This window comes from Rhodococcus sp. ARC_M6 (assembly GCF_022810305.1).
Classification (GTDB): domain Bacteria; phylum Actinomycetota; class Actinomycetes; order Mycobacteriales; family Mycobacteriaceae; genus Rhodococcus_F.
On record NZ_JALGQH010000018.1, the window covers coordinates 58,345 to 71,944 of the forward strand.

12 protein-coding genes are annotated in these 13,600 nt (G+C 58.7%); 1 reads left to right on the plus strand and 11 read right to left on the minus strand.

Annotation, left to right across the window (positions count from 1 at the left end; translation table 11 throughout):
- Positions 1-25: 25 nt before the first annotated feature.
- The 11 genes from MTX36_RS18610 to MTX36_RS18660 form a co-directional block, all read right to left on the minus strand.
- Positions 26-796: an SDR family NAD(P)-dependent oxidoreductase gene (locus MTX36_RS18610; RefSeq protein ID WP_243621168.1), complete on the minus strand. Its 771-nt coding sequence runs from the start codon at positions 794-796 to the stop codon at positions 26-28.
- Between the two features lie 9 nt (positions 797-805).
- A complete protein-coding gene (locus tag MTX36_RS18615; RefSeq protein WP_243621169.1) occupies positions 806-1,636 on the minus strand; it encodes a mycofactocin-coupled SDR family oxidoreductase in 831 nt (276 codons plus the stop codon).
- Between the two features lie 108 nt (positions 1,637-1,744).
- Positions 1,745-2,632 carry a DUF6282 family protein gene (locus MTX36_RS18620; RefSeq protein ID WP_308198236.1) on the minus strand — a complete coding sequence of 296 codons (888 nt, stop codon included), beginning with the start codon at positions 2,630-2,632 and terminating at the stop codon, positions 1,745-1,747.
- Positions 2,633-2,756: 124 nt separating this feature from the next.
- Positions 2,757-4,034 (minus strand): TRAP transporter substrate-binding protein DctP, encoded by a 1,278-nt coding sequence (dctP, locus tag MTX36_RS18625; protein WP_243621223.1) that lies wholly within the window; start codon positions 4,032-4,034, stop codon positions 2,757-2,759.
- A 298-nt stretch (positions 4,035-4,332) separates the two neighbouring features.
- The gene (locus MTX36_RS18630) at positions 4,333-5,118 is read right to left on the minus strand and encodes an SDR family NAD(P)-dependent oxidoreductase (RefSeq protein ID WP_243621170.1); all 786 of its coding nucleotides are present in this window, start codon (positions 5,116-5,118) and stop codon (positions 4,333-4,335) included.
- Positions 5,119-5,211: 93 nt separating this feature from the next.
- A complete protein-coding gene (locus tag MTX36_RS18635) occupies positions 5,212-6,732 on the minus strand; it encodes a TRAP transporter large permease (protein ID WP_243621171.1) in 1,521 nt (506 codons plus the stop codon).
- Positions 6,729-7,340 carry a TRAP transporter small permease gene (locus tag MTX36_RS18640; RefSeq protein ID WP_243621172.1) on the minus strand — a complete coding sequence of 204 codons (612 nt, stop codon included), beginning with the start codon at positions 7,338-7,340 and terminating at the stop codon, positions 6,729-6,731. The genes MTX36_RS18635 and MTX36_RS18640 overlap by 4 nt, the downstream gene beginning before the upstream one ends.
- Positions 7,341-7,625: 285 nt before the next feature.
- Positions 7,626-8,723 (minus strand): acyl-CoA dehydrogenase family protein, encoded by a 1,098-nt coding sequence (locus MTX36_RS18645; RefSeq protein ID WP_243621173.1) that lies wholly within the window; start codon positions 8,721-8,723, stop codon positions 7,626-7,628.
- Positions 8,724-8,767: 44 nt separating this feature from the next.
- The gene (locus MTX36_RS18650; RefSeq protein ID WP_243621174.1) at positions 8,768-10,027 is read right to left on the minus strand and encodes an acyl-CoA dehydrogenase family protein; all 1,260 of its coding nucleotides are present in this window, start codon (positions 10,025-10,027) and stop codon (positions 8,768-8,770) included.
- A gap of 3 nt (positions 10,028-10,030) precedes the next feature.
- Positions 10,031-12,397 carry a CaiB/BaiF CoA-transferase family protein gene (locus tag MTX36_RS18655; RefSeq protein ID WP_243621175.1) on the minus strand — a complete coding sequence of 789 codons (2,367 nt, stop codon included), beginning with the start codon at positions 12,395-12,397 and terminating at the stop codon, positions 10,031-10,033.
- A gap of 309 nt (positions 12,398-12,706) precedes the next feature.
- Positions 12,707-12,853 carry a hypothetical protein gene (locus tag MTX36_RS18660; RefSeq protein ID WP_243621176.1) on the minus strand — a complete coding sequence of 49 codons (147 nt, stop codon included), beginning with the start codon at positions 12,851-12,853 and terminating at the stop codon, positions 12,707-12,709.
- Positions 12,854-13,108: 255 nt separating this feature from the next.
- On the opposite strand from MTX36_RS18660, the gene MTX36_RS18665 reads away from it, so the two are divergent.
- Positions 13,109-13,600, plus strand: coding sequence for a Zn-ribbon domain-containing OB-fold protein (locus MTX36_RS18665; RefSeq protein WP_243621177.1), 492 nt, complete (start codon positions 13,109-13,111; stop codon positions 13,598-13,600).

Genomic DNA, 13,600 nt, shown 5'->3' on the forward strand with positions numbered 1-13,600 from the left:
TCATTCGGCAGTCGATGTTGCAGAGTTACTGCGCGGTGAGTCCGCCGTCGGCGGCCAGCGTGGAACCGGTGATGTAAGACGCCTCGTCGGAGAGCAGGAACGAAATGATCGATGCCATCTCCGCCGGTTCAGCGCGCCGCGCAAGCGGAGTCTGAGCTAAGGCAGTGCTGGTTACGCCACCCACTTCACGCGCCTTTTGGGCCAATGGCGTATCTACGACACCCGGGCACAGGCAATTCGCTCGAATATTCTTGTCCGCGTACCCGATAGCCACCGAGCGAGTCAGCCCCACGACTCCGGCCTTGGACGCGTCGTAGCTGGGAGTGTTTTTGTTGGCCGAGATCAACGAGGCCACTGACCCGATCGTGACAACGCTGCCCCCGCCGGCCCTCTCCATGTGAGGGAGGGCGAATTTCAATACCAGGAACGAACCCGTCAGGTTGATCCGGATCACCGAATCCCAGTCCTCGAAAGCCATTTCACCGGCGAGCGAAGAGCGTGCAATTCCAGCACAGGTGACTGCTCCGTCGATACCGCCAAGGTGCTCGGCAACGGTGGCAGTCGCTGCCGATACCGATGATTCGTCGCCAACGTCGCACTTCACACCGATCGCAACACCTCCGGCAGCCGTGATCTGTGCCGCCAGTGCCTGCGCGCCCGCTTCGTCGATATCCAGGATGCCGATTGCAGCCCCCTCGTCCACCAGGCGGGCAATCGCCGCAGCACCGATGCCACCGACTCCGCCGCTGACGACAATCCGTCGTCCGAGATGCCGATCCTTCGTAATCTTCTGCATCACAATCTCTTAACTGACCCGGAGGCCACAGTCGACGGGCAGGGATACGCCAGTGACGAAGCGGGCTTCATCGGAGGCAAGGTACAGGACGGCATGGCTGATGTCTTCGGGTTCGACCCAGGCTGTGTCGAGAGGATTGCGACCACGTGCCCGCTCGCGCAGGTCCTCGATCGTGGGGTTTTCCTTGTCCGGGTTGAATACTCGCAAAGTGGAGTCACTGAACAGCATCGCGGTACCCACGTTGCCGGGGTGGACGGTGTTGACGCGAATCTTGTGCGGACCGAATTCGTTGGCCAGGGTTTTCATCAGACCTTCGACGCCGCTCTTGGATGCGTTGTAGTGCGCGACATTTGCCGAACCCTTGAACGTCACGGCCGAGGAGGTCAACACGATCGAGCCGCCCTTGCCCGCCTTGATCATATGGGGCGCGGTCGCTTTGACCGTGCGCCAGACACCGGTCAGGTTGATGTCGATCATGTCCTGCCACTCGTCCGTGGACAGATCAAGCGTCGGGATACAACCACAGACACCGGCGTTGGCACTGACGATATCGATGCCGCCGAATGCCTCGACCGCGTCGTTCGCGACTGCATTCATGCCATCCTGGTCACGGACGTCGACCTTGCGAATGAGGACCCGACGCCCGAGTTCCTTGACCAGTCGCTCGGTTTCACGCAGATCATCCTCGGTCGCCATCGCATATTCGAGCGAACTGATGTCTTCACACGCGTCGGTGGCGACTATGTCGGCACCTTCCGCAGCGAGACGCAGAGCATGCGAACGTCCCTGCCCACGTGCCGCTCCGGTGATGAATGCAACTTTGCCTGCTACTCGTCCCATTACTGATCCTTCACTATTTCAGTTGACAGAAATTTTCCATGTCAGTCGGTGACGAGGGCTATCGAATCATCCGGCTGACCATCTTTCAGTGACGCACTACATGACTCACTAGCCGGTCAGACTCAGCAGCCGAGCCGGGTTGTCACACGCCATGGTGCGCAGATCGGTCTCCGACACACCCTCGTCCCAGAGCGCATTTATGTAGCTCTGCAGTCCTGCACCGGGCTTCGGAACATTACAACTCCAGCCGTAATCGGTGGACACAACTGCCCGGTCCGGCCCGATCAGCTTGATCGCTTCGATCACATTGCCGAACGAGGACGGAGCACCCATGCAGGTGTGAGCGGTCAACTCGATGAACGCGCCCAGGTCGGCAAGCTCCAGGGTCTCCTGAACATTCAGCCGGGGTCCTGTCGTTTCATGCATGGCATGCGTGACCAACAGGTTTCCGCGCGAACCGAATTCACGCGACACGGCAAAATGTTCCGCCTTCGAGATATGACCGGTAGCGAGGACTCCCCCGTGTTCGATCACGAGATCCATGATTGTCCGAACCTCGGGAAGGAGTTCGCCGTCGTTGTCGACTACACGCAAACCCTCGGTGATACCGAAGAACTTCTCCACCGTGACCGGCGCATCCTGCTGTGCCGAGATCGTGGGAAGCCACACCACCTGGGCTCCGTTGCGCAGCGCCACCTCCACCGCGTGTGGATTCAACCCGCCCACTGGATGATCACAGCAGATACCGGCAATGGTACGAACCCCGGGGACTGCCTTGTTGGCGAGGTACGCGGCTGTCGTCGAAGGAAATTCGTGGGCTTTCAATACGATTGCCTTCATTCCCAGTGTTTCCGCCTCGGCCGCAGCCTCGATCGGGTCCACACTGTGCGGCACCTTCGCGAGCTTTTCTACGAGCGGCTCCGGGCCGAAATGGCAATGCATATCAATCGCGTCTTCCAAATGAATGGGAGAGGATCCCGAATCACGTTGCGCCATATGCTGCTACTCCATTCCATTACATGGATATCGAAATACGAAAGCCCGAGCCTGGTTCACACGTTGTGAGTGCGAACCCGACTCGGGAGTTCATCCAAGACTCATATCAGCGCCGCTTGTTCGATCAGGAAGGCCGATTAGGGAGCAGGACCTCTTCGTAGAACTTGTCCACGAATGGGCCGATGTCAATCTTGCCTGGTGCATACCAGTCAGCGAAGCCGTTGTAGTCAGTCTCGTTGGTGTATCCGAGCTCGGTGACGATCTTGGACCACTTGTCAGCGAGTTCCTTGGCATTGGCTGCGAACTGTGCACCGTCCTCGAAGGTGGAATTCTTCGACACATCCGCCAGGATGCCGGCGTTGGTCTCCTGCAACTTCGCACGAAGTGCTGGATCGAATGCCTGCACCGAGCCACCTGCTGCCCGTACTGCCTGAACTGCCTCAACCGTAATCGGCCAGATCTTGTCTTCAATGCTGCCAGAGATGAAGGTCTCCATGCGATCCCAGAGCAACTGTTGCGCCACCAAAGGCAGTCCGTCCCAGACGCCTTGGTTGATAACCATGTTTCCGGTCGGCACCGCCAAGCCTGCATCGGGGTCGATGACGACCTGATGTGCGGCCTCGATAAATCCGCCCAAGATTCCCACAGCCGGACTCGACATGCTGCAGTCAATTACACCGCGCTGAAGTGCTTCGTACAGTTCGGTGTAGGCCACCGAAGTTGCGTTGCCACCTATCGACTTCACCTGCTGCGTCCCCGCGGTGTTGCCCACCGAGATGTTGGCGCCGTTGATTTCGGAAGGCGTGATCCGTTCCTTCGTACAGAACAGCGCATTCACGCCGGCATTGTAGGACGGAAACATCAGCTTCATGCCCTTGTCTTCGAATTCCGCGACTATCTCGGGAGTATTGAAGGCAAGTTCAGGTGCCCATGCGTTGGACTGCAAGGTACCGGTCACGACCGATTGATCCGAGAGGACACTGGTTTCAAGTAGCGCCGCCGTGGCCGGGAATTCCTTGGGCTCATAGATTGCGACAACCTGACCGATGTCGAGACGTCCGTCCCGCACCGCGTCATCGATCTGAGCGGCCTTGGCAATAGCGTCCGAGTACGCAATATCGAACTTGATCTTGCCGTCGGACCATTCCTCGACAGACTTCAGGTAGTTCTCCAAAAATGCACCTGCGGTCGATCCCGCTGCGCCCGGCGATTGGGTGTGGAGCGTGATCTGGTCGATGTCCGCGAAAGCAGCCTGGTACTCCTCCTTGGAAGCCCCGTATGACAGTCCTTCGCCACTCCCTGAATTGCCGCCACCGGATTCAGCACAACCTGTGAGAGCAATAGCCCCCACAGTTGCCAGGGCACCGAAACGCAACAACGCCTTCGGCTTGTCCTCGAACATCCTCACAGGGACTCCTTCATCGCGGTCCGACCTGGACCTGTATCACTTAGAGGTTCTATTCATCCGCAGCGCAACCAAGGCACATGCGGACAGCGACGCACGGCATCCATTTCACGTGATTCGCCTCACTTACATGACAATCATGCGTCTAGATTGCCGGAAAGTCAAGAATTGATGCGAATAATTATTCTACTTACGGATCCATCGGCCAATCGTCTCGCCGCATGCCAAAAGGGTACCGAATCCATAGAGGATCCCGCACCCTTCAGCAGATCGAATCATGTTGGTGCACTGATGTTTATTCGGCGGTAACGCCACCGTCGACAAGAATGGCCTGACCGGTCACGTACGACGCGTCGGAGGATGCCAGGAAGGCGACGACCGAGGCGATCTCCTCCGGCTCACCGTATCGGCCGAGTGGCACGGACAGCGGCTTCGACGGGTTCTTCACTTGCCCCGTGGTGGGTACGAGCGCCGCGGTATTGGCGGTGAGGTTGGTCTTGACGGCACCTGGGCACACGCTGTTCACGCGAATTCCCTTGGGCGCGTACTCGACAGCAAGCGTTTGAGTCAGCATCTTCACACCGCCCTTCGACGCACGGTAGGGCGCCAAGCCACCCTGGGTGGCCACGAATGACGAAGTCGATCCGCATGTGACGATCGATCCACGACCTGCCTGCACCATCGACGGCAGACAAGCCTGAATTGCAAAGAACGTGCCATTGAGATTGATGTCGAGGACGTTTTGCCACTCTACAATCGGATACTCGTGACTGTCGACGCGGGCACCACTGACGCCAGCAGCGGTAAAGACGATGCTGATGGCCCCGAATTGCTCCACAACCTGCGAAGCGATTGATTGCAGCGCATCACTATCGCGCACATCTGCTCCGAAGGCCACGGCAGTTCCACCCTGCGATGCGATTTCATCAACCGTACGCTCGGCCGCATCTTTGTGGACATCGATCACGGCCACGCGTGCACCTTCCGCAGCGAGACGTAGTGCCGAAGATGCGCCAATTCCCGAACCTCCACCGGTCACGAATGCAATCTCACCTTCGAGCCTGCGCACTGTCATCGTCATTGAAATCTCCCATTCATCGATCTTCGTGACTCTGCCCTACCTGCGGGCCTTTCCTAACTGCATCCGGAACGAATTCACCACCGCGACAAGGTTTTAACCTGCGCCTCGATCAGGAAGGAAAGTGGCGATCTCCGGGAAGAAGATCAGGATCAGGATCACGATCACCGCCATGGGCAGGAACCACCCGGCAGCGACAAAAACATCCTTGAGAGAAATCGGAGTACCAAGGTTGACTTTGGGATCCTTGACCAGTGAGTGCACGATCATCGACAGAATTCCCACCGGCGGGCTGATCACGGCGAGTTCACACATGAAGACGACAAACGCGCCGTACCAGAGTAGTGAAATATCCAGGGTGGCCAACGTCGGGATCAGAATCGGCACGGTCAGAACCATCATCGCCAGCGAGTCCATGAACGCACCGAGGAAGAGATACACGACCATCATCATCAGGAGGAACTGCACACGTCCGAGATTCATATCGGCGACGAGGTCGGCGAATCCGTTGCTGATGCCGGTCAGGGTCATCATGCGCGAGAGAATGGCGACACCCACCAAAAGCATGAAGATTGCGCCGACAGTTGCCACGGCGCCAAGGGAAGCCTCCGACACCGCAGCCCAAGCCCCACCCTTGCGCTTCCAGATAACCAAGACGATGAGCGATGCAAGTGCCGCAACGGCACCGGCTTCGGTCGCCGTGAAAAGACCGGAGAACATGCCGTAGGTGATGATGAAGACGATCAGCGGCACTGGCCAGATGTTCACCAGACTGTCGAAGCGGCCGCGCCAACTCGTCTTGACGATCGACGACGGATCGGCGGCACTGGGGTCGATACCCTTACCGAACTTGGCAAAGACCACGATCATGATCGTGAACATGACCATCACCAGCAGACCCGGTCCGACGCCCGCCATCAACTGCTTGCCAACCGGCACCTCGGCGATGCCCGCGTACAGCACCATCAGAATGCTCGGGGGGATCAACTGCCCGGGCAGGCTCGCAACGAGAACCGCGCCAACTGCCAAGTGCTTGCTGTACCCGGCCTTCAGCATCTCCGGAACGCCGATGCGCGCGAGTGCGTACACCGTGCCGGTGGTGGATCCACTGACTGCGCCCAGCCCCGCTCCGGCAAGGTTTGTACCCGCTGCAAGTCCGCCGGGAAGCCAACCGAGCCACTGACGTCCGGCCCCGTAGAGACTTTCGGTCAAGCCGGACTTCCACAGAAACAATCCCATCAGGATGAACATCGGCAGGACACTCAGAGTCCAGCTGGCGACCTCGTCATAGGGCACAGTGGCGAAGATCGTCTCGACCACCTTGGGACCACGCATCGAATACATGGCAGCCAGGGATGGCACGATCATCGCGATCGCGACCGGTAGACGCAAGAAGATCAGCATCACCATCGAGACGATGGCTGCAATCCCGATCGCCTCCGACTTGAGCGGCAAGAAAATTGCAACACTCGAAATGACCGCGGCGGCTACGAACACACTGAAAGTGATCCATGACCGGTAGGCGATCTTCTTGTTCGGTCCTACGAACGAGTCCGGCTTACGCCCTGACTCCTCCGAAGATATCTTCTCGAGTTCGATCTCAGGAACAGTGGTCATTTTGTTTCCACCTCAGCTGAATCAGGGGTGTGGGAAGACTCCGCATCGGTCAATGGCTCAGCATCCGCTTCGGTGAATCGCGCTTCGTCCGCTTCGTTCGCCGAAACGAGTTCCTCGACAGTGTCCGGACGCATAATCGATCGGTACGCCGCGTATCCGAATTGCGCTGTGAGACTCGCGAAGACCAATGGAACAAGGAACATGACCGGCCAGGAGATCAGCGTACTGACTCCCGCTGTCTTACCAATCTTGGCCGAGTGCTGCGCTTCTCCCCATCCATACCAAGCAAATCCAGCCATCACCACCGCAGTGATGATGTATCCGATACCCAACACCCACGGTCGCGTCACTGGCGGCAACTTGTCAAAGATCAGGTCTGCGGTGATGTGTTCGTTGCGCGCCTGTGCCGCGACGAATCCGAGCAGCGCGATGATCGGGACGTACCAGTACTGGGTCAATTCCAGTGTGTGATTGATCGGGGCGCCGCCCAGAGAACGCAGCAACGCGTTGGCTGCGATGTGCACCATCATCAGGAATGTGACGATGACGGCGGGCACCTCGATCAGTAAGAGAAGGCGACTTTCACGCCCCGCGCTCGATGCGCTCATGGTCCATACTCCAAACTGCCTGTCAGCGGTGGATAACACCAGCTAACTCATAAGCTCTTCGTGATTCGAGTCACGACCAATGAATATCATTCGCCTAGATTGCGTCAGAGTCAAGATCTATGAGGATCATTTTCATAAAATACGGTTCGCGCTCTTTCCACGATCGAGCATTCCAGGAGCCGAAAGGTGCTCGGCGCAGACGCCTCACCAACACAACGATCGGCTGCACGTCCTCCAAAAGGGCGCGCAGCCGATCGTTTGTAACACGAAAAATCTTGCGTTAGTTCAGATTCCGACCAAGTCAGCCAACTCCGCACGATGTTGATTACTATTGCCGAAGATCGGTTCGACTGCCTTGGCGCGCCGGAAGAACAGATGCGGATCAGCTTCCCAGGTGAAACCGATACCGCCATGAACCTGAATATTCGTACTCGCACACAGTGTCAGGCACTCGGAAGCCTGCCCCTTGGCCATGATTGCCGCCCTCAGGAACTCGTCATTGTCATGCTCGGCGCACATCGACGCGTACATGACCGTAGCCTGAGCCGCATCGATCGAAATCGCCATGTCCGCACATTTGTGTTTGACCGCCTGGAACGAGCCGATCACGCGGTTGAACTGAACGCGCTGCTTCGCGTACTCGACAGCCATGTTGAGTGCCGCTTCCGCAGCCCCGAGCGCTTCGTTTGCGAGCAGTGTACGCACCACGCCGATAACCCGCTCGATCGATCGCACGTCGGCGCCGAGCAACTGAGCCGGGGCGTCGTTCAACTCGACCGTTGCAACTGGGCGAGTGAAGTCGAGCGAGTCGCGTCCCGTAATCGCTACCCCGGCCGAATCTGCCGCCACCACATACAGTGCCACCGCACCACCGTCCGGCGTCACTGCCGGAACAACCAACAGATCGGCAATGTGACCGAACGCAACGTAGTCGAGTCGGCCCGTCAACTTCGGCGCATCCCCCGTCGCACGCACCAACGCGACGTCTACCTCGACGTCCTTGGTTCCGGCAAGTGCGAGCGAGCCGATGACACTGCCGTCCAACAACTTCGGAAGCAGATCCCGCTTCTGCGTGGCACTTCCCAAGCACAGAATCGCTTCAATTGCGCCGGCGGTCGCGATCATCGGCACCGGCGTCAGCGCCCGACCCAATTCCTGTGCCACGATTGCGGTTTCGAGGAAACTGAATCCTCCTCCACCGAACTCCTCGGCAACATGCAAACCAGGCACACCCATGTTGGAGGCCAACAACTGCCAGGTCTCGGTGTCATACCCGCCGCCCAGGGCGATGTCACGAACCTTGGTCATAGGTGCACGTTCGGACAGGAGCCTGCGCAACGAAGTGCGGAACTCGTCCTGGTCCTCGTCGAATGCGAAGTACACGATGCTCTTCCGTTCTGCCGCCTGAGCGGCGAAAGCGTTTTCGTTCAGGCGCTCTTGCGTCGCCCGATGTCCTGGAACGGCCCGCCGTCAAGACGAGGCTCTTTGGGTAGTCCGAGTAGTTGTTCACCGATGATGTTGCGCTGAACTTGCGAACTGCCGCCGTAGATCGTCGCGGCGCGCGCGTACAGTGCGATGTCGGTCCAGCAGTTCGACGAATTCTCGGTGCCCGGTTGCGGGGTGACGAGGATGCCTCCGTTGCCCTGGCCTGTCGGCGCCAACGCTTCCAAACCGAGAATCTCCATTCCCAGTTCGGTGTACCGCTGGAAGAACTCACTCCAGATCACCTTGCTGAAAGATCCGTCGACTCCGGGGACATCGCCGCTGAGCAACTTCGTCAGCGCCCGATATCCGCGAAACCTCATGGTCTGCACACGCGACCAGCACCACGCCAATTCACTACGAATGTGTGGGTCGTCGGACAGGCCACGTTCACGGGCCAGTTCGATCATCCGCTCGACCTCACGGCCGAAACGAACTGCGTCGGTGGTCGCGCGCACGCCTCGCTCGAATCCGAGCAGCATGTTGGCAGTGGCCCACCCACCGTTGACTTCACCGAGCACGTTGGACTTCGCTGTCCGTGCGTCGGTGAAGAACACCTCGTTGAACGCGACGTAGCCGGCGGCATTGACGATCGGTCGGACCTCTACGCCGGGCTGATCCATCGGTACCAGCAGGAAGGACAGGCCCCGGTGCTTCACTGCGCTCGGGTCGGTACGGACGATCGCGAAGATCCAGTTGGCGTTGCTACCGGCCGAGGTCCAGGTCTTCTGGCCGTTGATAACCCACTCGTCACCGTCGAGCACTGCTTTGGTTCGCATACCGGCCAGATCAGAGCCTGCCTCCGGCTCCGAATAGCCCTGGCACCAGACGTGCTCACCGGAGAGCATACGAGGAAGGAAGTAGTCCTTCTGCTCGTCAGTGCCCAGCACGGTGATCGTATTTCCCAGCAACTTCAGTCCGAGCGAATCGTTCTCGGTGCCCTCGGGCACCCCGAGTCGCATCAGTTCCTCATTGAGCACAACCTGTTCGAGATCGGACAGGCCGCCACCGCCGTATTCTTTCGGCCACGAAACAGCAAGCAAGTTGTTCTCCGAGAGAACCTTTCGCCATACCTTCAAGAATGCAACCTGCTCGGCGTCCGGAAGCGAGCCGATGCCACGCCAGTCCTCCGGAAGGTTCGATTCGAGCAGAGCCCGGATTTCCGAACGATACTTCTCGGCCTCCGCGGGGTATGTGATGTCCATGCGTCAGGATTCCTTTGCCGCGACCGTGGGCAGCTTGCACACGGATGCCATGAATGAGTCGATCTCGTCGGCGCTGTAGCCCAATTCGGCTAGAATCTCCGCCGAGTGCTGACCGAGTTGCGGGCTTCCGCCCTTGAAGCGGCCAGGAGTATCGGACAGATGGATCACCATGCCGACTTCACGCGACCAGCCGTATTCGGGGTGGTGATGTTCGACGACGCGCTGGGAGTCGAGCGCCCATTCCTCCCACAGCAACTCGGGCATGATCGGGTAGTCGAGAGGAATTTCCGCGGGAACGTTGTTGTCGTCGAGCATCTTGAATGCCCCAGCGCTGTCGAGTGCAGCGAATGCTGCCTGGAGGATTTCCGCCAACGCCTCCGCATTGTCAACGCGGGCAGCCTTCGTAGCGAACCGCTGGTCCGACGAGAGTTCGGGGGTGTTGAGCGCGGCTGCCAGTCGACCGAATGCCGCATCACCGAATACAGCGATGCAGATCCACCCGTCTGACGTCTTGTACAGACGATAGAGCGGAGACCACCCGTTCTGATCGGAATCAAGCTCATGCGCGGGTATCGCATTGCCCTCGAGGTCCGCCGAGTGCTCACTGATCACGAACAGGCTCGAGTGCAACTGTGGACTCTCCACGTACTGAGCTTCACCGGTATTGAGGCGGTGGTGCAGTCCGAGCAGAACGGTCACTGCCCCAAGGAAACCGTTGTAGAGATCCTCGTTGCCGATAACCCGACGGATCGGCGGATTGCCCTTGCCGGAGCCTTCGAAGTTGAGACCCACCAGACCGGAGACCAAGGGCGCAAACGACTTCAGCGACGACTTCGGACCAGCCGAGCCGAATCCGGGCAAGTATGCGTACAGAAGATCCGGATTGATTGCCTTGAGCTGTTCGTATCCGAGACCGATCTTCTCGGCCTTACCAGGTCGGTAATTTTGCAGCACCACATCGGCCTCGGCGACCAACCGGTGGGCAATTTCCTGGCCCTTCTTGGTTCGCATGTCCAGAGCGATGTTGCGCTTTCCGCGGTTCGCACCCTCGAAAAGGTCGCCCAGCGGACGCATCTGATCACCGACCAGCGGCTCGATCTTGATGACATCGGCACCCAGGTCCGACAGCAGACGGGCCGCAAATCCGGTCGCAAAGTAGGAACTGAAGTCGAGGATCTTGACGCCCTGCAGCGGCGCGGTGACCGCGGAGCCTTCAGTCGGCGCGGGTGCCCAGATCGGTGAGCGCGCAATTTCACCGATGCGCTCGTCGTGCGCGCCGGGACGCGGAGCAGCAGTCGGTGTTGCCGGCTTCGACTTCTCGAAACGGATGACCGGTCCGATCTGTCGGATCGTTCCGTGATCTTCGTCAGGCAGTTCGATGGCGATCTCGGCGAACTTCACCTGGTCGTCTTCGAACGTCTCTTCCGGATGCAAGAGCGGCAAAGCCGCGATATCGGCAGCATGGAACATCTCGAGCCACTCGTCGCGGTTACGCGACTTGAACGCCTCGGGAACCTTGTTGCGAGCAATGTCGAGCTCGATGTCGTTGAGCGGCACTGACATCTCGGGACCGTCGATGGTTTGAGTCTGATCACCGAAACCAAGCAGGTCCATCATGCGCTTGTAGGATCCGGGACCGCCGGTGTGCGGGGTCAGCCATTTGCCGTCGGCACACTGGAAAGGGTCGGTGATCAGACGCTTGTTACCGAAGCCGGTCTGCGTACCGCTGCGCGCCAGGTAGGAAATGTCCTTCTCGTTCCACCACCAGTTCATCGACGAGATAGCCAGCATTCCGTCGAGCAGAGAGGTATCAACCTTCTGGCCGGTGCCGTTGAGCTTTCGGGCACGCAGGGCCGAAAGAATACCGATGGTAGTAATGAAGGCAGTGCCGTACGAGACCGTCGGGTGCCCCATGAAGATCGGACCGGACCGGTGACCGCCCTGCTCAGCCATCTGCCCCAGACGCGCATTGAGGAGCGCCTCGTATCCGGGTCGCTGTGCAAGTGGTCCCTCGTTGCCGTAACCGGTTACCGAGGCATACACCAGTTCAGGATGACGAGCATGGACTGCTTCGTAGTCGAGCTCGAATTCCTTCGCCCGTCCGCTACCGAACGATTCGATGAAAACATCTGCGGTGGAAAGCAACTGCTCCGCGATCTTGCGTCCCTCATCAGTACGCAGATCTGCCTGAACACTCCACTTTCCACGGTCCAGCGACTTACGCATCGCAGAATTCGCATCGTGGCCACCGCCCGGGCGCTCCAGTTTGATGACCCTCGCTCCGTAGTCGGCGAGCATCATGCTGGAAATAGCGGACGGCATTCCCCAACTCGCATCAACGACTACGAGTCCGTCAAGTGGACCGACCATTGCACCGTCTCCTTATCTCATGCGCGGTACGCGCAGCATTGCCAGCAGGCCGACGACACGGCCGATACGATTTTGTTTGTGCAGATACCGAACCGAGAGCCTTGTTCGCTCAGTCGGATGACGGAAGTGGCTTCGCCGTAACGAGTTCCATTGCAACACCGTGGCAGGTGAACTGCCCATCACCCTTCTTGACGCAGATGATCTGGGTTTCACAGGTCGCGCAGGTATAGCGCTTACCAACCTCGTTCATGTTCATGCCCTTCTTGCTGACGCATTTCGGCAGACCGGAATGCGGTGATTATCGGTTTGCTATGCGCCGAAAGTAATTTCGACAGACTGGCCGCAACACGTGAGAGCCGATCCGCCGGCCTTTGTCACGATCGCTTCGGAACCGCACACGTTGCAGCGCAGTCGATTGCCATTGCCGGCCTGCGTTCCCACAGAATCAGAACTCATCTCGCGCTCCTTCTAGTGACACCCGTGGACTCGCTTGAACCCACTGTAACCCATTTCACTATAATCATGATCATAGACTTCGGCAACCATTGACTTCGATCCCGAGGCGCACGCCCCGCCGGAAGCCTCGTCCGGCGATTGCAGTCGCCTATCCCGTCACCTTGTTCTCAATTCATGACTATGATTATTTGAATTAGAGTCGATAGTAGGGCTCCGCGTTCAACTACACAAGACCACCGGAATGAGGAGTAATCCATGACCGAATCCGAAGACCCCAATCCGTCCGAAGACACCGGCCCCTCCAAAGACACCAGCGCCGACGTCCGCAAGCCGATCCCTCGACCCGATGAGAACTCGGCGGGATACTGGACTGCCGCGCGTGAGCACCGCCTCGCAATTCAGTACTGCGCGCCGTGCGAACTGCTGATTCACACACCAGCCGGCATCTGCCCACAATGCGACAACGACGACCTCGACTACCGAGATGTCTCCGGCCGGGGAAAGCTCTACTCCTACACAGTTATTCACGATGCTCCGGCACCAGCTTTTGCAAACATGCTGCCGTACATCGTCGGTGTCATCGAACTCGAAGAGCAGGACCGACTGTTCATGATCGCCAATATCCTGGATACGCCCACTGAATCCGTAAAAATTGGAATTCCGATGGAAGTGACGTTCGAGAGTCTGACCCCGGATTGTGAACTGCCTCAGTTCCGCCCGGCGCACTTCAACACGACTGGAGACTGA

Bases quoted from the DNA above. Each gene is read 5' to 3' on its own strand.
- MTX36_RS18610 (WP_243621168.1), bottom strand. From the start codon at position 796: ATGCAGAAGATTACGAAGGATCGGCATCTCGGACGACGGATTGTCGTC.
- MTX36_RS18615 (WP_243621169.1), bottom strand. From the start codon at position 1,636: ATGGGACGAGTAGCAGGCAAAGTTGCATTCATCACCGGAGCGGCACGT.
- MTX36_RS18620 (WP_308198236.1), bottom strand. From the start codon at position 2,632: ATGGCGCAACGTGATTCGGGATCCTCTCCCATTCATTTGGAAGACGCG.
- dctP (WP_243621223.1), bottom strand. From the start codon at position 4,034: ATGTTCGAGGACAAGCCGAAGGCGTTGTTGCGTTTCGGTGCCCTGGCA.
- MTX36_RS18630 (WP_243621170.1), bottom strand. From the start codon at position 5,118: ATGACGATGACAGTGCGCAGGCTCGAAGGTGAGATTGCATTCGTGACC.
- MTX36_RS18635 (WP_243621171.1), bottom strand. From the start codon at position 6,732: ATGACCACTGTTCCTGAGATCGAACTCGAGAAGATATCTTCGGAGGAG.
- MTX36_RS18640 (WP_243621172.1), bottom strand. From the start codon at position 7,340: ATGAGCGCATCGAGCGCGGGGCGTGAAAGTCGCCTTCTCTTACTGATC.
- MTX36_RS18650 (WP_243621174.1), bottom strand. From the start codon at position 10,027: ATGGACATCACATACCCCGCGGAGGCCGAGAAGTATCGTTCGGAAATC.
- MTX36_RS18655 (WP_243621175.1), bottom strand. From the start codon at position 12,397: ATGGTCGGTCCACTTGACGGACTCGTAGTCGTTGATGCGAGTTGGGGA.
- MTX36_RS18660 (WP_243621176.1), bottom strand. From the start codon at position 12,853: ATGAGTTCTGATTCTGTGGGAACGCAGGCCGGCAATGGCAATCGACTG.
- MTX36_RS18665 (WP_243621177.1), top strand. From the start codon at position 13,109: ATGACCGAATCCGAAGACCCCAATCCGTCCGAAGACACCGGCCCCTCC.